Genomic DNA, 21355 nt, shown 5'->3' with positions numbered 1-21355 from the left:
CTTGCACTAGTGTGGTGGTAACTTCACCGCCTACGAAAGGTGCACACCGTGCCCGCCATCTCCCGCCAACGATTCTTCCGATATGCCGGCGCCACCCTCGTCACTGCAATCATGGCCATCGGCGCCGCACTGTCGACAACTCCGCCCACCCATGCTGCGCCCGATGACGGGAAAACCGTGGCAACGCTCGGACATATCGATGCGCCGAAAACGTATTGGGAAGGCGGAACCTTCGTCCTCAAGAACGAGGCGCATGGGAAGGTCTATCCGCTTGAGCAGACCGTGAACTGGGTCGGCAAGGGGTACAACGACACAACCCAGGCTCAGCAGTTTATCTACCACGTTCCTGATGATCCCGAGGTGAGATTCCTGCGAGACACCAGTGCCACGTGGTACATGGCTCCGCAGCTTCCGGGATGGAATCAGGCTCCGATCTGGGCAGGATTCGGTGCCGACGCAGACATTCCGATCGAACAGTTCGCTGGTCGCACTTTCACCCTCGACCTGGTTGATTTTGATGGACCTGGTCGCATGGAGCTGATGAATTACACGACGTTGGGGCCGTTGAAGATTCTGACGCGCTTGATCTCCAGCCATAATCCGGATCTGCGCTCGACATGGTTGACTGCAGGATCGCACACGCACAATATGACGCTGTTTTCCAAACCCGGGCGCTACACGGCGACATATCGAGTCACCGCACGCTCAGCTGACGGCACCCTGATCGCGTCAAGAAAGTACCCGCACGTGTGGCAGGTCGGCGGCAGCCAACCTGGAAGCACACCCTCTGCTTCGCTGTCCGATCAGTTTGCCGCGGCATCTGATGCTCCACCGCAGGCCGGTGCCTACTCCTTGACCGTTCGCCCCCACCACGGGCGAGACAATGATGGTGATGATCAGCTGACGGATCTGGTGGCGAGCGTGCCTGAAGGTGCCAGCGGAACAGTGACCTTCTTGATCGACGGCTATTTCCTGGCGGAAGTACCTGTTAAAGACGGGCGTGCAACGTGGCCTGAAATGCTGGGGAACACCACCAGCTCCCTCCAAGCCGTTTTTATTCCCGCAGATGGCACACACGCCAGGTGGGTCTCACCCGAAGTGTCTTACTCGACAGGCGATGCTGCGGCAACGGTATCGTCTCCCGCAAGCGCTCAGGGGCTGCCGCAGCCCGCTTCACACGATCCGGCGCCTGCATTTTCGACCGACGCGTATACGCCCACTGACTTGGGATTCACTCTCACGCTCACCCCGGAAGACGGGGAGACATTCAGCACGACTATAAGGTTCAATGACCCGAAGATCCGTGCGACGCTCCGTGGCGGATATTACGAGGCTGGCGCGAATAATCCCACCTGCGGTCTTGAGCCCTCGGAGATGGTGTCGGGGTCGAAGGGCGCAGCCACCGCTTCCATCACCTATATGCAGTCTGACTGCGATGGGATGTCACTGAAATTCACGGTGCTCCCTCACGCTCTGATCGGAGCGCTGCCGACCGAGGTCACGATCCCCACGCCTGTCAATACTGCTCAGCCGCTGACGTATTCAGGCACGCTGAGAGCTGCTTCTCCCGCAGCACCTGCCGATCCAGATTCCGATCCGTCCGACGCAGCCGGTACGGATGGAAAGCCGGGCGGATCCGAGACGGGGACTGATCCTGGCTCAAATCCCGGTGCGAAACCAGGCACCGCTCCCGGAACCGATAGCGACTCGCCGCACACACAGGCTGACCCGCGTCTGATCCTGAACGATGGCCACGTGGATATTCAGGCCCGCTTGGAGGCAAATGGTCGTCTGGGGATCGCATTGAAGGATGACACCAGGCAGCATGCACATTCATCGCAGGTTCGCGAACTATCGTCAGTCGCGTTCGCACTGGATGACAATACGCGTCGGTCCACTCCGCGCACTCCGTCAGGCGCGGCGAACGGACCCAATTTCCTTCCCACACCTCCAGCCAAGTACTACCTGCTGGACCAGGAACAGCGCCAGGGCGCGTTGTGGCCAGGCTGGTCGACGACCGAGGTTGACGCTGAGCGTGCCGAGTCACTGACTTTACACCTTGAGCCGCGCTCCATTCCCAAAGGCGCCTCATACCACGTCTTTACCCTGGGAACCTTCGGTGAGACCACCGAATTGATAAATTCGACCCGCGAAATGACAAGCATCACCATGCCGGCGAACATTCACGCACATGCGGCGTGGGCATTCACCCAGCCTGGCGTGTATCTGCTCGATGCGTCTTACAGCGGGACGATCGATGGCGCGCCCGCATCATCAGGCAAGCAGTGCCTGACCGTACTTGTCGGTCACCAGGCAATCCTTGATCACAGGTCAGGAAAGACGCCCTCGTGCGCTGACACGCCCACCGCAGGCACTCCCACGCCAGATACTCCCGCTGGCGGGGCTCCCTCCAGCGAATCTCAGCCGACAGACTCTGGCAAGACGAAGACTGACGGTGCAGATGCAGGTACCACACCGCAGGACGCGGCTGGCGCGCAGAGCACGGGCGAGCAGCATGCCTCCGCCTCGGCTTCAGGTGCCCCGTTGGCATCAGTTACGCCACTGGGCACGCAGCGCCTTGCCAGCAGTGGCGCCCATGGAGGAATGGTCGCAGGCGCACTCATACTGGCCGCGCTCGGGTGTGCGTGCGTGGCCAGGCACCCTCGCTGTTCTTAGTGAGCAACCATATTGCGGCCGGCCTTTTCTGCGATCGTACGCGCGGCAACATACCCGAAGACCAGAGCGGCCCCAATCGACGTGCCGCCGGCAGTGTAGGTGTGTCCAACAATGGATTTGGTGGTATTGCCGGCCGCATACAGACCGTCAATGACACTGCCGTCCTCGCGCGTGACCTGCGCTTGCGGATTAATCACCAGGCCGCCCGACGTTCCAATGTCACCGGGGTAGACCTGCGTGGCGTAGAACGGGCCTTTCTCCACTGTGCCGAGCGACGGGTTCGGCTCATGGTAGCGGTCACCGTAGAAACGATCGTGTTCGTTTTCGCCGCGGTGGAAATCCTCGTCGATGCCTGTGCGCGCAAAATCGTTGAACCGCTCGAGGGTGAGGCGCAGCTGCTCGACCGGCACGTCGATCTTCTGCGCCAGCTCGTCCACGCTGTCTGCCTGTACCATCGCCCCTGATTCGAAGTATTCCCTGGGCAGGGGCACGACCGGCATGTGTCCGTAGCCGAACACGTATTTCGAGCGGAACTGATGATCGAAGATCAGCCAGGCGGGAAGGTTTTCAGCGTCTCCCTCGCCCTTGCCGAAATGCCCACCATACAGGCCCTGGCCAGCGGTGCAGTATGGCAGCGCTTCGTTCATGAAGCGCTTGCCCTGGCCGTTGACAATCACGGTGTGTGGCAGGGACCGGTCCGGGACGATAAAGCGTTCCTCATCTTCAATGACGATCGGCGTCCACGCGGATGAACGTGGCAACTGGATAACAGGTGACCAGATCGCATCAGCCATATTGTCGATCGCAGCACCGTGTTGCAGGCCGACCTGAATACCGTCGCCCGTGTTCGTTTCCGCGCCGACAGTCCACGTGCCATTAATCGGGTGGCGCTGGTATTTCTGACGCATCTGCGCGTTTCGCTCGAACCCGCCGCACGCCAGGATGACGCCCTTGGCAGCGCGGATACGTGACTCCTTGCCTTCGTGCGTCACGACGATGCCGCGCACCGCGTCATCCTCCACAATGAGGTCCTTCAACGCGGTGTTCATGGCAATTTCGACACCTGCGCGCAGGCATCCTTCCATGAGGGCGCCGGTCAGTCCCATTCCCATTGTGCGCGGTGTGCGCCGGGCACAGAGATGCTTGATGTTGCGTGCAGTCAGTCGGGCCAGTCGCGCCCACGGCTTCCAGCTTGACGCAAAGAGCAGGATGTCGGCGGAGTCGAACGAATTCAGATCCAGCGGAACAGCCGGTTTGAAATAGGCCTCCATCTGGTTCTTTTTCCATTTGCCCAGTTTGTTCGAGTCGAAGGCACCGGCCTCCACGCCGCGTCCTTGCGGCTGAGCTCCCGGAGCGTCGAGCCAGTAATCGGGGTAGCCTTCCATGTTGCGCCACACCAGCCCGGGGCAGTTTGCAGTCAGGAAATCCATCGCGCGCGTACCGTTGGTCAGGAACGAATCAATCATTTCGTCACTGGTGCAGTCTCCAACCGTCGCCTTCATGTAGGTGCGACCCATTTCCATATTGTCGTTGCCGCCGACGCGTTGAAGTTGTTTGTTACCCGGCACCCACACCATGCCGGCCGACTTAGCGGTGGACCCGCCCCATTTGTCGCCTTTTTCGATCATCAGTGTGTGCAGCCCGTTTTTTGCCGCCGTCAGTGACGCGCTCAGGCCGGCTGCACCCGACCCTACGACAACGACATCGAATTCTGTTCGCTTCATTGCTGGCCTTTCATGTGTCGTTCGGACGAGGGATCACGCTTCACCATTGCCAGTGAGTGCCCACTCGTTTCGCACTTATCGCTACTGTACGGCATTGAAGCGACGAACGTGCCGGATCGCACTCCCCCTCTTGTCACAAACGACATTCACATTCATACAATCTTCTGTTCGTCCTCGTGGGTTCCACTTTCGTCGCTTTGAAGGGCTTTCTGTTTTCGCCGCTGTCCGTTTTGTCTCGTTCCTCTTTGTCATCTCACCCGTCAGCGCAGTGAGATTCGGCGGGGTTTTCTTCTCTTACACGATCTGGGGTGAGGTCGGGCAGATTCTCCCGGCCTCACCCCAGCGTTCACGTACTGCGGGCAATTGTCTTACTGCAGGTAGTCGTTCGTCCACGCGCCATCAATGTCATCCATCGTCGCGGTGGTGAACCCGTTATCAACCATCCACTGGGTGTAGGAGCGGATGACCCCCTCGTCCATCTGCCCCCACTGTCCACTGGGCGCGTGCCACGTAGGCGCCATAAAGGCCAGGGAAGCTTTGAGGGTGTCTTCTTCGCTGGCGCACATGGTGCTGGCAATCAGCTGGATCGTCTCGTCCTGATTGTCGCGCGCAAAGTCGTATCCTTTGCCGGTGGCCTGCAGGAAGCTGCGCACCGTGTCGCCATGCTCACGCAGGTAGGACTCTTCGACGCATAGGAAGTAGGCATGGTGTGGCGTGACCTCAATGTCGTCGAAGGAGATCTGAACGACCTGACCAAAGTCTTCCGACCCCTGGTAGGCTTCCCAGCCAAGCACGTTGAAGATCGCGTCATAATGACCTTTTTCGACTGCGCGGATGTCCGGCTCGAACACGCCAGGATCTTCCACGATGACCTTCGAGTAGTCTCCCCCGTCCTTTTCGACAGCTTCCTTGACCATTTCAGTCAGGCGTCCCACCGGTGGGATCGACACATGCTTGCCTTCCAGGTCACGGAAGCGGGTGATGCCCTTAGACTTCAACGTAATGACGCCGCCAAGCTGGTTCTGGTTGAATGTGGCGACCGCAACAAAGGGGTGATCAGTCTTCCGGGTTTCGAGCAGCTCGCCCAAGCGGATCGAGGCGAACTGGAATTCGCCGCGGGCGGTCAGTTCAGCGGGCGTGCCACGGTCAAAACCATCCCAGGAGATGTCGACGTCCAGATCCTGGTCGGCATAGAAGCCTTTCTTGCGCGCCACGAACAGGCCGGCGTGGTTGGGCCACGTCACGACGTATTCCAGACGAATTCTGACGAGGTTCATTGCTACCTTCTTTCTGCCCCTTGTTCGAGGGCGACTCTGATACTGGTGAGTGCGTGTAAGAACCGGGGATCTGTGCGCAGATTGGGATCGGTGCGGTTAGGCAGATCAATGGGGTAATCTGCGACAATGCGACCCGGCCGAGCGGACATGACAAGAACCCTGTCAGCAAGGGTAATGGCCTCTTCCACATCGTGCGTGACCAGCAGGATCGACAGTGCGCGCTGGCGGGCGGCGCTGACCAACCAACGTTGAATGCCGGCGCGCGTCATGGAATCAAGGGCGCCGAACGGCTCATCCAGTGCGATCAATGTGGGTTCAGCGAGCATCGTCCGCAGAAATGCCACACGCGAGCGCATTCCACCAGAGAGCTGGTCCGGATAGGCGTGTGCGAATTCGTCGAGCTCAAACTGAGCGAGAAGGTCGAGGGCGGCCTGCCGTGCCGTGGCCGGGGGTAGTTTGTGGATGAACAGCGGCAATGCGACGTTGTCAACAACAGTGCGCCACTGAAACAGACCGTCGTTTTGCGGCATCAGTGCGACGTGCGGGTTATCCACCTGCCATTCGAGCTGGCCGCTCGTGGCGTGATCCAGGCCGGACACGATACGCAGCAGCGTGGACTTGCCACATCCTGATGGCCCGACGATTGCCACAGTCTGATGTGGGTACAGAGTGGCTGAAATGCGATCGAGGGCCAGAGTGGGCGGGACCTGGAATTGTTTACTGACGTCATTGATGTGAAGCATGTGTCACCGCTTTCCAGGGAAACGCAATGCGTTCGGCCAGAGCAACAACGCCGTACAGCACCAGTGTCATCGCCGTCAACACTGCTGCGCCGACAAAGACCAGCTCGGTGCGAAACGAGGATTGCGCGGTCAGCAGGTAGATTCCCAAGCCATTGCGCGCTCCGACAAACTCAGCAGTCGCTGCCGTTGCCGGCCCGTAGGTGACGGTGATACGTAGCCCGGACATGAACACTGCGGCCGCAGCGGGCATGCGCACATGCGTGAGTATCCACCATTTCGATGCGCCCAAGGTCGTGGCCACGTCAATCTGGTCTCTGCTGGGCGATGCCAGTCCGCGCGCCAGCGGCACCACGATCGGGAAAAGCCCGAACAATCCGACCAGCAGTACTTTCGACGTGATACCGAAGCCGAACCAGATAATGAGCAGCGGCGCAATAGCGACGACCGGAATGGTCTGCGAGATGATGAGAACAGGGATGGCGACACGACCGATCGGGCGAATCGCAAAGATGATGAAAGCCAGGCTCACACCGCACACGAGTGCGAGCACCGTTCCCAGGCCAACTTCAAGGGCGGTGATCCTGGTGGCTTCCCAGACATTGGGCGCATCATCAAAGCCGGCGTGGATAATCGTCGAGGGCGCCGGCATAAGGCGTTCGTTGACGTTGAACGCGCGCACCGCCACCTCCCACGCACACAGGAGCAACACCACAAACATCAGTGCGGGCATGAAACTGCCCCGGTGGTGTTGGTCGCGCTCACGTGCAGAGACGGCGGTGCGGTACCTCGCGGGCATCTGTTACTTCACGAACTCATTGGTGACGATGTCGTCAGCTGCGATCGGTTCGGTGACCGCAGTCCCCTTCTCGTCATACACGAGGCCCTGCTCGACAATGAATGCCAGGTAGGTGTTCCAGCGATCAATGTCGGCAAAGCCCACACCACCCTTTGAATCAGGCCAATACTGTGTGGAGAGTATTTCCTGGCTGCGAGTGACCAGTTCGGGATCAAGTTTGGCCTGTGGGTTGGCATCGACCAGAATTTTCGCCGCTTCATCGGGGTTATCCTTGGCGAACTCGTAGCCCTTTTGTGCTGCCTGCACGAAGGCGCGGACAAGGTCGGGATCCGATTCGATCAAGTCGTTGCGCGTCGAAATGCCGATCATTGCCGGAGTGGTGGGAACGTCATAGTCGGCGGGCTGGAACATGTGCAGCTTGGTGCCCGACAGTTCTGCCTCAATTGCCTCCCACGTGCTGAGAACCTCAGCAAAATCCGCCTGGCCTGATTCCAGAGCCGCCATTGCCTGCGCGCCCACAATGACGCGGTCAAATTCGCCTGTTCCGCCATCGTGCTGAATCATCATCTGGGTGGAGATATGGGCCGAATCGCCCGAGTAGTCAGCAATTGTCTTGCCGTCCAGATCTTTTGGACGGGTGATCCCCGAATCTTCCAGAACTCCCACGCCATAGGAGGACTTTTGCTGAATATTCAGCACCATCGTCAGCCCGAGGTTGGCGGCGTGAGCCGATGCCAGTGCATCTGCTCCCGAGATTCCAAAATCAGCGCCCTTCGCGCTGAGAACAGCGTCAACACCTGACTTGGAGAAGCCCATGATGTCCACATTCAATCCGGCGTCCGCGAAGTAGCCTTTTTCCTGGGCGACGAACAGTCCAGTGTGATTCGTGTTCGTTGTCCAGTCCAAGATGACGGACACATCACGCATCTGTCCAGAGGCCTGCGAAGCCGACTGGCCGGTGGCGTCGGCGCCTGACTGGTCAGCTGAGGACATATCCGACGATCCGCCTGATGAGCATGCGCCCAGCATGGCGACGCTGAGGAGGAGGGGCAAAAGCCTGGTTGTTTTCATGATCTCTCGATTGCTAGTTGGGTAACTGTGCGGATAAATTGAGTGCCGGATTCAGTGGTGAACCACCGGTGATGAGCATCCATCCCGATCGTGTACGCCCAATCCGACGTACGCCCCGGTATCGGGGCACGCTGGTCATACTCGATAACAGCAAGTTCGAACTCGGTGTTCGACACTGCCACCATCGGCGCGAGCATGCGAGCCTCCTCGCGCATCAGTGGGTACTGACTGACATACCCGTCCAGAAGGTCGCGCACCACCTGGGGACGCCACGCATTTTCGATACCTTCAGTGATGGTCAGCCAGTCGATCGCGTGACGTTCAATGAGCTGTGCCAGATCGAACAGCGACGGGTTGGCGTATGCCAGCCCAAAATCAAAGACACTGGTGATGACGGGACCCTGCCTGGTGTCCTTCCACATCGTGTTGGACACGTGCAGGTCCCCGTGTGTCCAGTAACGAGGGCGCTCCCGCAGCGGCTCAAGGGCCCGCGCAAAAGGAGCGACAACTGCCAGGTCACCAGCCAGGTCACGGCCGGTTCTGGACACATAGTTGGCAACGATGGGGTGCGCTTCGCACCAGGCTTCAAGACGGTCAAACGGATCACCCAGCATGAGGTCCATGCGCGACTGGTAAGGATTGGGCGGTGCGACCACTGCCGGAATCTTTTCAGAGGCGCGACGAAGCTGCCCCGCCACTCGGCCGATTTCCACGCTCTCTTCGCGTGTGCACGGCGGCATCCAGCTGGTCGTCGTACGGTAACGGTCTTCACCCGGCGCGCATTCGCTCACTTCCCAGACCCATCCGCCCATCGTCAGACATGTTCTGCCGGTATCGAAGGTGAAGAAGCGCGGCGTCGGGAAGGCGCCTGCGGCGAGCCGGTTCACATAGTCATGTTTGACACACAGGTCGTATTCGCTGATCAGGTGGGGCGCATAGCGTTTGATGAAGACGCGTGTTCCACATGCCAGCTGGGCGATACACGCCGAGGCCATTGGACGCGCCGAGTGAGTGAGGACCTGCGGGCACTGGGCAGAAGCACCCGCCAGATGCGGCATATCCACCAGGCGCTCTTCCAGCGCCGCCACATCCTGATCTGAGATCAGTGGCCACACATTGTTAATGATGTCGAGTTGTTCGTCTCGATTCATTTGCGGCTCCTCGTGCTCACCAATGCGCACGACTAAACCGCGTTCCTACGCCAGCATGATCTGGTTCAGGTATAACGGTCGGAGAATTTTCCCTCTCAGCCCGCCTGTCCGGGCTCCCGTGCCCCCTCACCATACCATCAGCTGCACGTCATACGTAAAACGAGGGTGCCCCACCCTCACATAGTGGATGGGTCACCCTCGTCAATGGGACAGGAAACACAGTGCGAACTAGTCGCGAGCCTTTTCCTTCATTTCCCACGTTTCGATGATGTCGCCCTCGGCAATGTCCTTGAAGCCCAGGGTGATACCGCATTCGTAGCCTTCGCGAACCTCGGTGACATCGTCCTTTTCGCGGCGCAGCGACGCGATCTCCAAATCGGGAGCAACCACGACACCGTCGCGAACCAGGCGGGCCTTCGAGCCGCGGCGAATGATGCCGTCACGGACAATGGAGCCTGCGATGTTACCGAACTTGCCGGAGCGGAAGACCTGGCGGATCTCAGCCGTGCCCAGCGCGACCTCTTCATAAATCGGCTTGAGCATGCCCTTCAGGGCCGCTTCGATATCGTCGATGGCTGCGTAGATGACCGAGTAGTACTTGATCTCCACGCCTTCCGCGTCGGCCATTTCAGCCACGCGCTCAGCCGGACGCACGTTAAAGCCGATGATGACCGCGTTATCGACGGTGGCCAGGTTGACATCGTTTTGCGTAATGGCTCCGACGCCGCGGTGGATGATCCGCAGGGCAACTTCGTCGCCCACGTCGATACGCAGCAAGGAATCTTCCAGAGCCTCAACGGCACCGGACACGTCACCCTTGATGACAAGGTTGAGGGTGTCAACTTCACCTTCCTTGAGAACCTTATCGAAGTCTTCGAGGGTGACGCGCTTGCGACGCTTGGCCAGCAGTGCTGCGCGCTCGGCAGCTTCTCGCTTGTCAGCGATCTGGCGGGCGGTACGGTCATCGGATGCCACAAGGAAGGAGTCGCCTGCCCGTGGAACTGATGTCAGGCCGATCACCTGCACCGGTCGTGACGGACCGGCTTCCTGCACATCCTTGCCATACTCGTCGAACATGGCGCGCACGCGTCCGGAGGCGGATCCCACAACGAGGGCGTCTCCCACGCGCAGCGTTCCACGCTGGACCAGCATGGTGGCAACCGCACCACGACCACGGTCAAGGTTCGCTTCAATGGCGACGCCTCGCGCCTCGGTGTCAGGGTTTGCCTCCAGGTCAAGTGCGGCATCCGCTGTCAGGAGGACTGCTTCGAGCAGGTCACTGATGCCGGTGCGCTGCTTGGCGGACACGTCCACGAACATGACGTCGCCGCCATATTCTTCAGCCACAAGGTTGTATTCGGTGAGCTGGGAGCGGATCTTATCCGGATTGGCATCTTCCTTATCCACCTTGTTGACGGCCACAACGATCGGCACGTCCGCTGCCTGCGCATGGTTGATCGCTTCAACGGTCTGCGGCATGACGCCGTCATCGGCTGCGACCACCAGGATCGCAATGTCCGTTACCTTGGCGCCACGGGCACGCATAGCGGTGAAGGCTTCGTGACCAGGCGTGTCGATGAATGTGATGGGGCGGTCCTTGCCCTCCATATCCACCGTGACCTGGTAGGCGCCGATGTGCTGGGTGATGCCACCGTGTTCGGTGTCGACGACGTCGGTGTGCCGGATGGCGTCCAGCAGCTTCGTCTTACCGTGGTCGACGTGACCCATGACGGTGACGACCGGTGGGCGCGGCTTGAGGTGCTCTTCATCATCAAGTTCTTCGGCCTCAAGGTCGATATCGAAGGACTCAAGCAGTTCGCGATCTTCGTCTTCTGGGGAAACGACCTTAACGTTGTAGCCCAGTTCGTCGCCCAGTGTTTCAAAGGTGTCCTGATCCAGTGACTGCGTGGCCGTTGCCATTTCACCGAGGTGGAACAGAACAGTCACCAAAGCTGCCGGATTGACGTCGATCTTTTCGGCAAGATCAGCCAGGGATGCGCCCTGACGGATGCGAATCTCCTGGCCATTTCCGCGAGGAATCTTCACGCCGCCGATTGTCGGTGCACTCTGCTCTTCGTATTCCTGCCGCCTTGCACGCTTGGACTTGCGTCCGCGACGCGAGCCGCTTCCACGACCGAATGCGCCCGGTGTGGAGCCGCGACCACCGCGACCGCCACGGGGACGGCCACCGCTCGGGGGCGCAAATGCACCTGCGTGTGCGCCGACTCCTGGGCTGTTGTGACGTGAATTGTTGGAACGTCCACGTCCGCCACGTGACGGGCGGTCAGGCTTGGCGAACCGTGCCTGATCGGGCATCATCATCGGGTTTGGATGGTTGCCGCCGCGTGAACGGTTCGGGCGTTCAGCGCGGTGCTCGCCACCGCCGGAGCGGTTCGTGTGCGCAGCGCCACCTTGTGTGCCGCGACCACCGGGCCTGTTGGTGCGCTGGCCACCGCGTGTTCCACCAGGTCGAGGCATACCTTGCGTGGATGCGAAGGGATTGTTGCCTGGGCGTGGCCCAGCAGGGCGCGGGCCGGGACGAGGTCCTGGGCGCGGTGCCGACTGGCGGCCATGAGCCTTGGAATCTGAAGCCGATGCTTTCTTGGCGGATTGGGGGCCGGGCTTGGGACCAGATTCTCCCGACGACACCGGTGCCGATGCGTGAGCATCGCCTGATTCCTGAGTATCGCGAGGTCCCGGTTTCGCCGCTGCAGCTGCCTTCTTGTCAGCTGCGTGCGCTACCGGTCCTGGCTTTGGTGCTCGCGTCTTGGCCGGTTTCTTTTCTGACTTTCCGGTCGGCGCATCATTACTGGCCGCACTGCTTTCTGGCTGTGCCAGGTCGGCAGGTGTGGACGCAGTGGACGACTTCCTGGTCGACTTACGAGACGCAGTAGTTGTCTTCGCAGCCGTTTTCCTTGTTTTCTTGGGTGCCTTCGCCTTCTCGGATTCTTCTGTGTCCTGAGGCGCAAGGGAGGCGTAGTGTTCACGCACGGCTCGAACCACTGGCGGTTCCAGAGCCGAGCTTGATGCCTTGACGAACTCTCCGCTATCGCGCAGGTACGCCAAGAGTTCTTTGCTGGCAATGCCGAGCTCTTTGGCGAGCTCGTGTACACGCAACTTTGCCACAATTCTCCTGTCCGGATCCGTCTCCGAACTGGAGACGGGACTTATCGTTCTTGCTGGCAGCTCATCGCTGGGTACTCATCGGGTGCCCATCAGCTTCCAACCCGCTTCCATTACTCGATGTCCAACGCACGGTGCGTTGCTGACAATGTGATCGTGTCGATCAGGTGATCCCACTGGTCCTCCCCCACGGTGTGAGGCAGGCGTAATGCATGTTCGAGGGCTCGCCGTCGGCGGGCCTTCTCCATGCATGTCGCATGTGCGTGAATCCACGCACCACGACCTGGCAGGATGCCTTTTGGATCCACCTGTGCGGATCCGTCGTGAGTCGCCACCATTCGAACCATGCTCGAGGGGGCGCCTCGCTGCCGGCAGCCAATACATGTGCGAATCGGGCCTGAATGGTCATGCGTCTCCACCGCACACATACTAGTCCAGCCCAACCAGTCTAACTGAGGTCGGCGTCCGTATTGGAATCTGTATGTGAGCGACTGGTCACGTCGTCCTCGTCCTCGTCCTCGGCAGTGATGTCGAATGCGTCGGTGCCGCTACCATCTGACACGCTGGCAGCCTCGTCACCTCCATAGGGCATGTCAGGCATCGATGAGCGTGACGCCTCCATCTTTCCGTCCGCATCCGTGTCGGAGTGAATATCAATGTGGAAACCTGTCAGACGCGCAGCCAGTCGAGCGTTTTGTCCCTCTTTGCCGATTGCCAGTGAGAGCTGGAAGTCAGGCACAACGGCGGTGGCGGTGTGATTTTCAACCGAGTGCACGACCACTCGGCTCACGCGCGCCGGAGACAGCGCGTTGGACACGAAACGAGCAGGATCTGCCGACCAGTCAACGATGTCGATCTTTTCACCACCCAGCTCAGTCATCACCGAGCGTACACGCGACCCCATCGGCCCAATGCATGCTCCCTTGGCGTTGACACCTTCACGTGTTGCTGCAACGGCGATCTTCGTGCGGTGGCCCGCTTCGCGCGCAACGGCCTTGATCTCCACCAGACCCTGCTGGATCTCAGGAACCTCGCGTTCGAACAGGCCGAGCACCAAGCCGGGGTGGGTTCGTGACAGGACGATTCGCGCACCACGCTCGGTGCGTTCAACCGACACGACGTAGGCGCGGATCCGCTCATTGTGGTGGTATTCCTCGCCCGGAACCTTTTCTGAATCCGGCAGCACGGCCTCGAAGTCGTCCGATAGTTTCACCAGCGTCAGGTGGCGTTCACGTGCCTGCTGGACAAGGCCGGTGACGATCTGCCCGGTCTTGGATGCGAAGTCGCCCAGAACTTTCTGATCGTCGGCGTCTCGCAGCCGCTGCATGATCACCGAGCGCGCAGTTGCCTGTGCGATGCGCCCAAAGTTGGAGGGAGTGTCATCGAATTCACCGATCGGGTTGCCGTCGTCGTCTTCCTCGGTCGCCATGACGGTGACCCGCCCTGAACGCTTGTCGATCTCAATGCGAGCTTTGCGGATAGCGCCCGGGATGTTGTGATACGCCTTGAGCAGCGCCTCTTCGATCGCGTCCACAAGAGTATTGAGATCTACACCTTTTTCCTGCTCCACCATTCGGAGCGCTGTCATGTCAATTTCCATGATCCCTCACTTGTCTGACTTACCCGTGCCAAGCTCGACGCGCGGACGCGCCTTCTTGATCGTGTCGTATTCAATGGTAACCGGCTCACCATCGACCACCAGAATGACCTGCTGATCAGCCACTTCGGACAGTCGCCCCTCAACGGTGGTCCCGTCGCGAAGCTTGACGCGGATGAGCCGTCCGATCTGTCTGCGCCAGTGCCGCGGCTGCGTGAGTTCACGCTCGGCTCCCGGTGTGGACACTTCCAGAATGTATTCACTGTCAATCGGGTCGGCCTCGTCCATCGCCAAGGAAATGGCTCGTGAGACCTGCGCGAGTGTGTCGGAGTCAACTGACTCGTAGGAGTCTGCAGACGTGTCCTCACCGTAATCCACGCTGATGCGCACAATCGGACGCGCCTGGGGGCCGACGACCTCGATCTGATCGATGATGAGTCCGCACGTGGCGACGACGGGCTCCAGTATGCGCCTGATCAGATCCTGATCTACTGGCTGAGCGGGTTGTGCCACAGTTTCTTCCTTCCGAACGACACGCCAATATTCACTAGTTTAGCCACATGCGCATGCGATGATGACACCGTGAAGTTTTCCTCCAGCCTGCACCGCCACTCGTTTTACCATTTGGCGAGGGCGGCGTGCGCAAGCGCCGCGATAGCTGCCATCGCCGTGACACTCACGGGCTGCGGGGTTCACCTGGAATCGGCGCAGGGCTCACTGCCTGAGCTGACAGCGCCCCAGCTGGTGCGCGATCGTGCTGTTCGCGCGGATTGGGCAATTGCCGCTCGTGCCGACGAGCTCGCTGATCTGGCCGGACAGTGTGAGCCGTGCCAGAAGGCGTGGCGCGATGTGGCCGACCGTGCCGCGCAGCGAGTCGAGTCACTGGGAGGCGTGTGGCATCCGTGGCCTGATGGTGCCCCTGAGGGCGCTGACTTGCCCGATCCGATCGCTGAGGCTCCCGTTGCAGCGGATGCATTCGTCGCCTGGATGGCGGCCTGTGCTGTACGCGACTTGTCATCCGTCGCTGATCCTGCCCTGCTCAGTGATGCCGATGCGCGCATACTTTCCAGGGTCGCGGCGGCGCGCCTGGCGGATGCGACCACGCTCGGTGCGGTTGTGGGCGTTGATTACGGTGAGGGCGCATCAAGTGTGCTGGTACTGGCGAAACGGATTGCGGCTCGGACTTTCGGGGATTCTGCGGGCGGGTCTGCTCGTGATGGCGTGATGCGCGCGGCTCAGGGAATTTTGGATGCCCAGGAGGTTGCGCCTGTCGACACAGGCACCGTCCTCTTTGCGCACCTGGCACCCGCTGACCAGGGCATGCACAGCGATCAACGCGACTTCACTGAAGATGCTGACGTGTCCAATGCGGTGCGCGTATGGGATTGTGTCGGTCAGACTCTTCCTGCCCTCCAGGTGGAGGGCGAGGGGATCGCTGACGCATCTGCCACGGTGGATCGATTGTTGGAACGCACGCGAGTTGTCCTCAACGCTGGCGTGGACGATACGCGCGAGTTCCGGTGCCATCTGGAAGAGTCGTCACCTCAGTCACTGGATGCGTTGATGCTGGCAACGGATCTGACTCTGGTTGATTCCGCCGATGCGGATGTGCGCGCTCTGGGGGTGCGCAGCCTGGCCGCTGACATTGTGGCAGGAGCCGCATCGGGCAGTGCTGACATGTCAGACGCCCTCGATGCAGCCTTAAAGCAGTAACGTTTCTGTCCCTCACGTACTGCGGTGTGCGTGATACCTGCCCGCGCATTTTTCGCCTGTCATGCGCGGCGTCCAGTTGGGGGCCTAGTATGCGTCCCATCACCGTCTGGGCAGGCGCTTGTCGTTGTTATTCTGCGGTGCCCCGACCGGGGCTCGAACCCGGGACAAACGGATTATGAGTCCGCTGCTCTAACCGACTGAGCTATCAGGGCAGATCTAGCCTAACCGCTTTAAGGCTTCGAAAGCGAATCGCGCCTGAACGCAAATGCCAGTGGTGTGGGTCATACTGTGCACCACGATGACAGGAACGCAAAACGAACCAGTCGCTGCCTTACCCCAATCATCCAGAGGAGTCTACTCATGAACCAGTTCACTGACGTTCACGCACTAGCTGTCAAGCTCTACAATGCCCTCGGCGCGTTCCGTGAGAATGCCGACGAAGATGAGGCCACATTGTGGATGCTGTACCAAACCTTAGCCGGGTGGCTGGCGAGCATGCTGCGCCATAAGGCTGCTGACGACCAGGTCGAACAGACACTTGCAGCGATCGCGCTGCGAGACGCACTACGAGAGTTCACGTTCGCAAGCTGCCTAGCATATGGCCAACTGATGAAAGTGATCCGCGAAAGCGGTGAGGACCTGAATGATCTCGACACATCGGAGTTTGCTAGTCTTCACGACATCATCGAGGAATGCCTGACCGAAAGTAGGCTGACGCTGGGAGATCGCCTCACGAACATTTAAGCAATGATTGTCCGGGGGAGCGTTCGGGGACGTGGCCTACGCGAGAGTAAGGCGAGGGGCCACTGTTCGGCCAATTGGAGCACGTCGATTGGCCCAAGTCAAGGCAATAAAAAGCTCCCGCGACTGGATTCGAACCAGTAACCGTCCGATTAACAGTCGGATGCTCTGCCGTTGAGCTACGCGGGATCAACGCATTGAAGTCTAGCGACTGATGACCAAAAGGGGCAACTTGAAAGAGGTGGTGTATCCCTCACTTTGCTGCACGTGCCAGCACAGCACTGCTCACGCGCCAACGGCCAGGGTGAGTGGCTCAGGCTCACATTCGCACGCTCATGTGAGGCCGCTGCTCGGTCTCGCTAGTCGAGGCCGACACCTTCACGCACATCCCGTTCAAGCGCGTCCGCCTGATGCGCTTCCTCACCGGTTAGCGGCCCATCCGACACGAGTGTGGAGAACAACTGCCCATCAGCAGTTCGACGGATTGCAGCAGTCACTGTCGCACCCGAATCAACCGTCACCGAACGTTGAGTCACGATCGACTGCGACACAGCTTCACTCATAAGCGCCATAAAACGCTCTGGGTCCTCACTGATCGTGACGCCCGTGAACGGTTCGCGGTCGGGATCGACCCACGTGACGCTCAACGTCCGCTTCTCAGCGTTCCAGCGCGCATGCTGAACTTCGTACCACATGGCAGCGAGGTGGACACCCTCGTCACTGGCGACGAAAAATGCGTACTTGCCGGCGATGACTACTCGCCCGTCCTCGAGGCGCTCGCATGGAGCACTCGCATCATAGGCGGGCAGATGCTGCGCAACCGTGGAGGGAAGCTGGCTGTGAGAAGGTTTCGAAGGTGTCATAGCAATGAGGATATCCGCAACGGTGATCTAGTTCGCGTCCAGAAGCTGGCGCTCGTAAGGATCAACGCTCAAGCCGGCATCGATGATGGAGCGAGCCCACTCGCGAGCGCTGAACAGCGAATGATCACGGTAGTTGCCACACGACTTTTCATCCGTACCCGGCACATCGTCCCACGCGACGTCTTCGGCAATGGCGCGAAGAGAATCGGTCACTACGCGCGCAATGTCCTCCACTGCCGGTTCTCCCCACGTAATCAGATGGAACCCGGTACGGCAACCGAACGGTGAGCAGTCAATGATTCCGTCCATGCGGTCACGCAGGAGTGACGCCAAGAGGTGCTCAATCGTATGCAACCCCCCGGTGGGGATGGCGTTCGCGTTGGGCTGGACAAAACGAAGATCGAAATTCGAGATCACGTCACCGGCAGGCCCGCTCTCACGATTGATGAGCCGCACGTAAGGCGCGCGCACAGCCGTATGATCGAGCTGGAAACTTTCCACTTCCGCCATTTCTTCTCCTAATTCTGCTCAGCGAACGCTCGCCGCCGCTCTTCACATTTCATCAACTCTGTGAAGGTCTCAGCATAGCGCTCATCATCAGAGTTCATACGCTGCAGTTTCGCATGCAGCTCGGCACTTCGACGCGTCAGATCCATACGCACCATCGCAGCAATAATGCCGCGCGAAAACGAACGCATTTGGTCGGGACGGTCCTGCGGCAAGGGTGCGACAGCCAGCTGCGTGACAACCGCATCGACAACCGGCCCGGCGCTTTCACGAATCGCTTCGGCAAATTTCTTCGTCGCAGCAGCTTCCGCCGCGTCCCCCCTGCCCATCGAGTCTTCTGCTCGGGTCAGCATGTCAGTAAAGGTCTGCAGCCCGCCGATAGCGCGCACAGCGTCGTGAACTGCCCTGTGAGCAGGCACCGTGAACGCTTCCCCGCCCAGTTCCTCAAAACCGGAATCCACCACGTCGACTGGGCGTTGAATCAACACCTCAAGGGCCTGGCGCTCCAGGTTCGCCACCGGATCGTCCATCACTGCTGCCGGCACTCGTCCAGGCACGCCCGCGCCCGCCATGTCCATTGCCGAGGGCGACGTGTAGCTGCGCGCCTGCGCATAACGACCACTCTGATTGGACGCCATCCGCGGCGCGGTGCGCACCGACTTGGCCACATCTCGCATATCCATGCCGAGCCAGCCTGCCAGTGAACGCGTGTACTCGTTACGCAACGCCCTGTCCTTGATCCCGGCCACCACGGGAGAGGCAGCGTGCAACGCGGCAACGCGACCTTCAGCAGTGTTCAAATCCTGCAGGTGCAGCAACGAGCGGATAACAAACTCAAACAGCGGTGTGCGCGAATTGACCAGATTTAATACCGCCTGATCACCGCTGCGAAGCCGCAAGTCACACGGATCCAGGCCAGATGTCTCCACGGCGACGAAAGTCTGGGCGGCAAAGTTCTGATCCTCACCAAAAGCACGAAGCGCCGCCTTACGACCGGCCTCATCACCGTCAAAAGTGAAAATGATTTCTCCACCGTGAGCACGCCCCGATGAGAGCACCACTCCGGCCGCAGGATCAGCACTGTCACCAAGCAGACGCCGCACGATCTTGACGTGCTCGGAGCCGAACGCCGTGCCGCATGTGGCCACCGCAGTGACTTCACCAGCCACATGCGCGGCCATCACATCGGTGTAGCCTTCCACAATGACGATGCGTCGACGCTTGGAAATTTCGCGCTTGGCCAGGTCAAGGCCATAAAGAACCTGTGACTTGTGGTAAATCGGTGTCTCGGGGGTATTCAGATACTTCGGAGAATTCGTGTCAGAATCGTCCAGGCGCCTCGCACCGAATCCGACGGTCGCGCCAGTAATGTCGCGGATTGGCCACATCAGGCGCCCTCGAAAACGATCGTAGATGCCGCGGTTACCCTGACTGGCAAGTCCGGCTGCCAGAATTTCCGCATCCGTGAATCCACGCGAGCGCAGCACACGTGTGAGCGAATCCCACGATTGCGGCGAATACCCGATCCCGAACTGCGCACTGTCGGACTGCGAAAAACCGCGGTTGGCCAGGAAAGTGCGGCCCGGCTTTGCCTCGTGGGACAGGAGCTGTTCGCGGTAGAAATCCTCTGCCACATTGTGGGCATCCAGGAGGCGCTGACGCTTCCCCGGTTCTTCCTCGCGTACCCGCCGGCCGCCTTCTTCATAGTGCAGCGTGATCGAGTAACGCTGGGCGAGCATCTCGACGGCTTCAACGAAGCTCATATGGTTGATCTTCTGGATGAAGCTGATAACGTCTCCACCCTCACCACATCCGAAGCAGTGCCACAGGCCGACTACGGGGCGCACGTGAAACGAAGGGGTCTTCTCATCGTGGAACGGGCACAGTCCTTTCAACGCACCCACGCCCGCACTCTTCAAGGTGACGTGTTCGCCTACCACCTCTTCGATCCGGCAGGCTTCACGCACCGCCGCTATGTCTTCTCGACGGATCATGCCAGCCATGGCTTCAGTGTACTGTTCCGCGCCCTCACGTCCACTGGGTCGATAGCAGCCCGCACAGGCGGGCGTGCCACTGTGAGGCTGAAATATCCGTCAATGTCGCCACCTGATCGATGACGACACGCAGCCGCTCGGCATCACCGTCGGCATGTTGCCATGCAGTCGCAAACGGCTCTTCGAGGTGCTGCCCACGCGATTCGAGCAACGCGTCAACCAGGTCGGCAAGAATCGTGCGCTGATGCAGGTAGACCGGTTCGGTTTCTCGCGGAGACATCACGTAGTGCACAGCGATCCCCTTAAGCAGCTGAATCTCCGCCCGCACGTCCCGAGGAATCACCAGGTCCGCATGGTGCCGTCCCAGCGGGCCATCACCGGCCACCTCACGCGTGGCTGCAACAACGCTTTGACAAAACCTGCCGATCAACTGGCTAGTCAGATTCTTCAAGGCCGCAAGATCCGCATAGGTGCCATCGAAACGGTGCAGCCACACCGGCAAGGCAAGCAGGCGTTCCATAGCCGCTTCCAGTTCAGTTGCGCTCGCTCCCGGGCCGTACCACTGCAGCGTGGAGTCGATAATGCCCGCCACATGCTCATCATCACTCACGTGGCTCACATCCATCGCGCGCGTGGCGATCGCGTCCTCCACGTCGTGCACGCAATACCCGATGTCATCAGACAGGTCCATGATCTGTGCTTCAAGGCAGCGCCTTCCCGCGGGCACATCGCCGCGCATCCAGGTGAACACCTCGGCGTCATCTTCATAGACGCCAAACTTCTTCATCGACTTGTCAGGGTCTGGGCCCTGGCCGCGCTTCCACGGATACTTCGCGATGGCGTCCAGCGTCGCCCTCGTCAAATTCAGTCCCGAGGGTGCCCCGTCCGGGGCGACAACTTTGGGTTCGAGGCGCACCACAATGCGTAGTGTCTGAGCGTTGCCCTCAAAGCCTCCGGCATCTTGCGCAAGGTCGTTGAGCACGCGTTCGCCGTTGTGACCGAACGGCGGGTGGCCCAAATCGTGAGACAGGCACGCTGCCTCCACAACGTCTGGATCTGCGCCAAGTTCTTTACCAAGCTCGCGACCCACCTGTGCCACTTCCAGTGAGTGCGTCAGGCGCGTGCGCACGAAGTCATCGCTGATGGGTCCCAGCACCTGAGTCTTGGCGCCCAAGCGTCTCAGCGCTGATGAATGGACAATTCGCGCGCGGTCACGTTCAAAATCGGTGCGTTCAGGATTCTTGGGTGATTCTGCGACGAATCGTTCACGGTCATCTGCCGAGTAGACGATCCGATGGGGCGCCTGGGCGTGGTTCATGCGCTGGTTCACGGCTCCAGCCTAACGCCCGTACATGCTCTTCCTTGGACAATATGTGCCT

17 protein-coding genes, 2 tRNA genes and 1 riboswitch are annotated in these 21355 nt (G+C 60.0%); of the genes, 3 read left to right on the top strand and 16 right to left on the bottom strand.

The window, feature by feature from the left end; all coding sequences use genetic code 11:
- Positions 1-48 precede the first annotated feature (48 nt).
- Complete coding sequence (locus tag BN3002_RS02280) at positions 49-2676, top strand: choice-of-anchor M domain-containing protein (protein ID WP_058236418.1); 2628 nt, start codon at positions 49-51, stop codon at positions 2674-2676.
- On the opposite strand, the gene BN3002_RS02275 is transcribed toward BN3002_RS02280, so the two are convergent.
- The 10 genes from BN3002_RS02275 to rimP all read right to left on the bottom strand — a co-directional run bounded on the left by BN3002_RS02275 (position 2673) and on the right by rimP (position 14671).
- On the bottom strand, positions 2673-4400 hold the full coding sequence (locus BN3002_RS02275) for an FAD-dependent oxidoreductase (protein ID WP_058236417.1): 1728 nt from the start codon (positions 4398-4400) through the stop codon (positions 2673-2675). The genes BN3002_RS02280 and BN3002_RS02275 overlap by 4 nt on opposite strands.
- Positions 4401-4768: 368 nt before the next feature.
- On the bottom strand, positions 4769-5677 hold the full coding sequence (locus BN3002_RS02270; protein WP_058236416.1) for an ABC transporter substrate-binding protein: 909 nt from the start codon (positions 5675-5677) through the stop codon (positions 4769-4771).
- Positions 5678-5679: 2 nt separating this feature from the next.
- Positions 5680-6420, bottom strand: a complete 741-nt coding sequence (locus BN3002_RS02265) for an ABC transporter ATP-binding protein (RefSeq protein WP_058236415.1) — start codon at positions 6418-6420, stop codon at positions 5680-5682.
- Positions 6404-7216: an ABC transporter permease gene (locus BN3002_RS02260; RefSeq protein WP_058236414.1), complete on the bottom strand. Its 813-nt coding sequence runs from the start codon at positions 7214-7216 to the stop codon at positions 6404-6406. Before BN3002_RS02260 ends, BN3002_RS02265 begins: the two co-directional genes overlap by 17 nt.
- 3 nt (positions 7217-7219) lie before the next feature.
- Positions 7220-8287 (bottom strand): ABC transporter substrate-binding protein, encoded by a 1068-nt coding sequence (locus BN3002_RS02255; RefSeq protein WP_058236413.1) that lies wholly within the window; start codon positions 8285-8287, stop codon positions 7220-7222.
- Positions 8284-9438 (bottom strand): phosphotransferase enzyme family protein, encoded by a 1155-nt coding sequence (locus tag BN3002_RS02250; RefSeq protein ID WP_058236412.1) that lies wholly within the window; start codon positions 9436-9438, stop codon positions 8284-8286. The genes BN3002_RS02255 and BN3002_RS02250 overlap by 4 nt, the downstream gene beginning before the upstream one ends.
- Before the next feature lie 24 nt (positions 9439-9462).
- Positions 9463-9568, bottom strand: a riboswitch (TPP riboswitch).
- A gap of 98 nt (positions 9569-9666) precedes the next feature.
- On the bottom strand, positions 9667-12564 hold the full coding sequence (infB, locus tag BN3002_RS02245; protein ID WP_058236411.1) for a translation initiation factor IF-2: 2898 nt from the start codon (positions 12562-12564) through the stop codon (positions 9667-9669).
- A gap of 110 nt (positions 12565-12674) precedes the next feature.
- On the bottom strand, positions 12675-12989 hold the full coding sequence (locus BN3002_RS02240) for a YlxR family protein (RefSeq protein ID WP_074026152.1): 315 nt from the start codon (positions 12987-12989) through the stop codon (positions 12675-12677).
- A gap of 20 nt (positions 12990-13009) precedes the next feature.
- Positions 13010-14161 carry a transcription termination factor NusA gene (nusA, locus tag BN3002_RS02235; protein WP_082628495.1) on the bottom strand — a complete coding sequence of 384 codons (1152 nt, stop codon included), beginning with the start codon at positions 14159-14161 and terminating at the stop codon, positions 13010-13012.
- 6 nt (positions 14162-14167) lie between these two features.
- The gene (rimP, locus tag BN3002_RS02230) at positions 14168-14671 is read right to left on the bottom strand and encodes a ribosome maturation factor RimP (protein ID WP_257525422.1); all 504 of its coding nucleotides are present in this window, start codon (positions 14669-14671) and stop codon (positions 14168-14170) included.
- A 69-nt stretch (positions 14672-14740) separates the two neighbouring features.
- Between rimP and BN3002_RS02225 the strand changes: the two genes are divergently transcribed.
- Positions 14741-15871 carry a hypothetical protein gene (locus tag BN3002_RS02225; protein ID WP_058236409.1) on the top strand — a complete coding sequence of 377 codons (1131 nt, stop codon included), beginning with the start codon at positions 14741-14743 and terminating at the stop codon, positions 15869-15871.
- A 138-nt stretch (positions 15872-16009) separates the two neighbouring features.
- Here BN3002_RS02225 and BN3002_RS02220 read toward each other — a convergent pair.
- Positions 16010-16083 (bottom strand) — tRNA-Ile (locus tag BN3002_RS02220).
- Between the two features lie 148 nt (positions 16084-16231).
- On the opposite strand from BN3002_RS02220, the gene BN3002_RS02215 reads away from it, so the two are divergent.
- A complete protein-coding gene (locus BN3002_RS02215; protein ID WP_058236408.1) occupies positions 16232-16615 on the top strand; it encodes a hypothetical protein in 384 nt (127 codons plus the stop codon).
- A 114-nt stretch (positions 16616-16729) separates the two neighbouring features.
- On the opposite strand, the gene BN3002_RS02210 is transcribed toward BN3002_RS02215, so the two are convergent.
- The 5 genes from BN3002_RS02210 to BN3002_RS02190 all read right to left on the bottom strand — a co-directional run bounded on the left by BN3002_RS02210 (position 16730) and on the right by BN3002_RS02190 (position 21294).
- Positions 16730-16801: transfer RNA gene (locus tag BN3002_RS02210), tRNA-Asn, on the bottom strand.
- Between the two features lie 170 nt (positions 16802-16971).
- Positions 16972-17475 (bottom strand): hypothetical protein, encoded by a 504-nt coding sequence (locus tag BN3002_RS02205; protein WP_058236407.1) that lies wholly within the window; start codon positions 17473-17475, stop codon positions 16972-16974.
- A 27-nt stretch (positions 17476-17502) separates the two neighbouring features.
- Positions 17503-17985 (bottom strand): S-ribosylhomocysteine lyase, encoded by a 483-nt coding sequence (locus BN3002_RS02200; RefSeq protein WP_058236406.1) that lies wholly within the window; start codon positions 17983-17985, stop codon positions 17503-17505.
- An 8-nt stretch (positions 17986-17993) separates the two neighbouring features.
- The gene (dnaG, locus tag BN3002_RS02195) at positions 17994-19985 is read right to left on the bottom strand and encodes a DNA primase (protein ID WP_058236405.1); all 1992 of its coding nucleotides are present in this window, start codon (positions 19983-19985) and stop codon (positions 17994-17996) included.
- Positions 19986-20010: 25 nt separating this feature from the next.
- The gene (locus BN3002_RS02190; RefSeq protein ID WP_058236852.1) at positions 20011-21294 is read right to left on the bottom strand and encodes a deoxyguanosinetriphosphate triphosphohydrolase; all 1284 of its coding nucleotides are present in this window, start codon (positions 21292-21294) and stop codon (positions 20011-20013) included.
- Positions 21295-21355: the final 61 nt, after the last annotated feature.

This window comes from Actinomyces ihuae (genome assembly GCF_001457875.1).
GTDB lineage: Bacteria > Actinomycetota > Actinomycetes > Actinomycetales > Actinomycetaceae > Pauljensenia > Pauljensenia radingae_A.
This window is presented reverse-complemented; position numbering and strand designations above follow the sequence as displayed.

Excerpts from the sequence above, each read along its gene's own strand:
- BN3002_RS02200 (WP_058236406.1), bottom strand. The coding sequence starts at position 17,985 with ATGGCGGAAGTGGAAAGTTTCCAGCTCGATCATACGGCTGTGCGCGCG.
- BN3002_RS02265 (WP_058236415.1), bottom strand. The coding sequence starts at position 6,420 with ATGCTTCACATCAATGACGTCAGTAAACAATTCCAGGTCCCGCCCACT.
- nusA (WP_082628495.1), bottom strand. The coding sequence starts at position 14,161 with ATGGAAATTGACATGACAGCGCTCCGAATGGTGGAGCAGGAAAAAGGT.
- BN3002_RS02275 (WP_058236417.1), bottom strand. The coding sequence starts at position 4,400 with ATGAAGCGAACAGAATTCGATGTCGTTGTCGTAGGGTCGGGTGCAGCC.
- BN3002_RS02205 (WP_058236407.1), bottom strand. The coding sequence starts at position 17,475 with ATGACACCTTCGAAACCTTCTCACAGCCAGCTTCCCTCCACGGTTGCG.
- BN3002_RS02250 (WP_058236412.1), bottom strand. The coding sequence starts at position 9,438 with ATGAATCGAGACGAACAACTCGACATCATTAACAATGTGTGGCCACTG.
- BN3002_RS02255 (WP_058236413.1), bottom strand. The coding sequence starts at position 8,287 with ATGAAAACAACCAGGCTTTTGCCCCTCCTCCTCAGCGTCGCCATGCTG.
- BN3002_RS02190 (WP_058236852.1), bottom strand. The coding sequence starts at position 21,294 with ATGAACCACGCCCAGGCGCCCCATCGGATCGTCTACTCGGCAGATGAC.
- dnaG (WP_058236405.1), bottom strand. The coding sequence starts at position 19,985 with ATGGCTGGCATGATCCGTCGAGAAGACATAGCGGCGGTGCGTGAAGCC.
- BN3002_RS02270 (WP_058236416.1), bottom strand. The coding sequence starts at position 5,677 with ATGAACCTCGTCAGAATTCGTCTGGAATACGTCGTGACGTGGCCCAAC.
- BN3002_RS02215 (WP_058236408.1), top strand. The coding sequence starts at position 16,232 with ATGAACCAGTTCACTGACGTTCACGCACTAGCTGTCAAGCTCTACAAT.
- BN3002_RS02260 (WP_058236414.1), bottom strand. The coding sequence starts at position 7,216 with ATGCCCGCGAGGTACCGCACCGCCGTCTCTGCACGTGAGCGCGACCAA.
- BN3002_RS02240 (WP_074026152.1), bottom strand. The coding sequence starts at position 12,989 with ATGTGTGCGGTGGAGACGCATGACCATTCAGGCCCGATTCGCACATGT.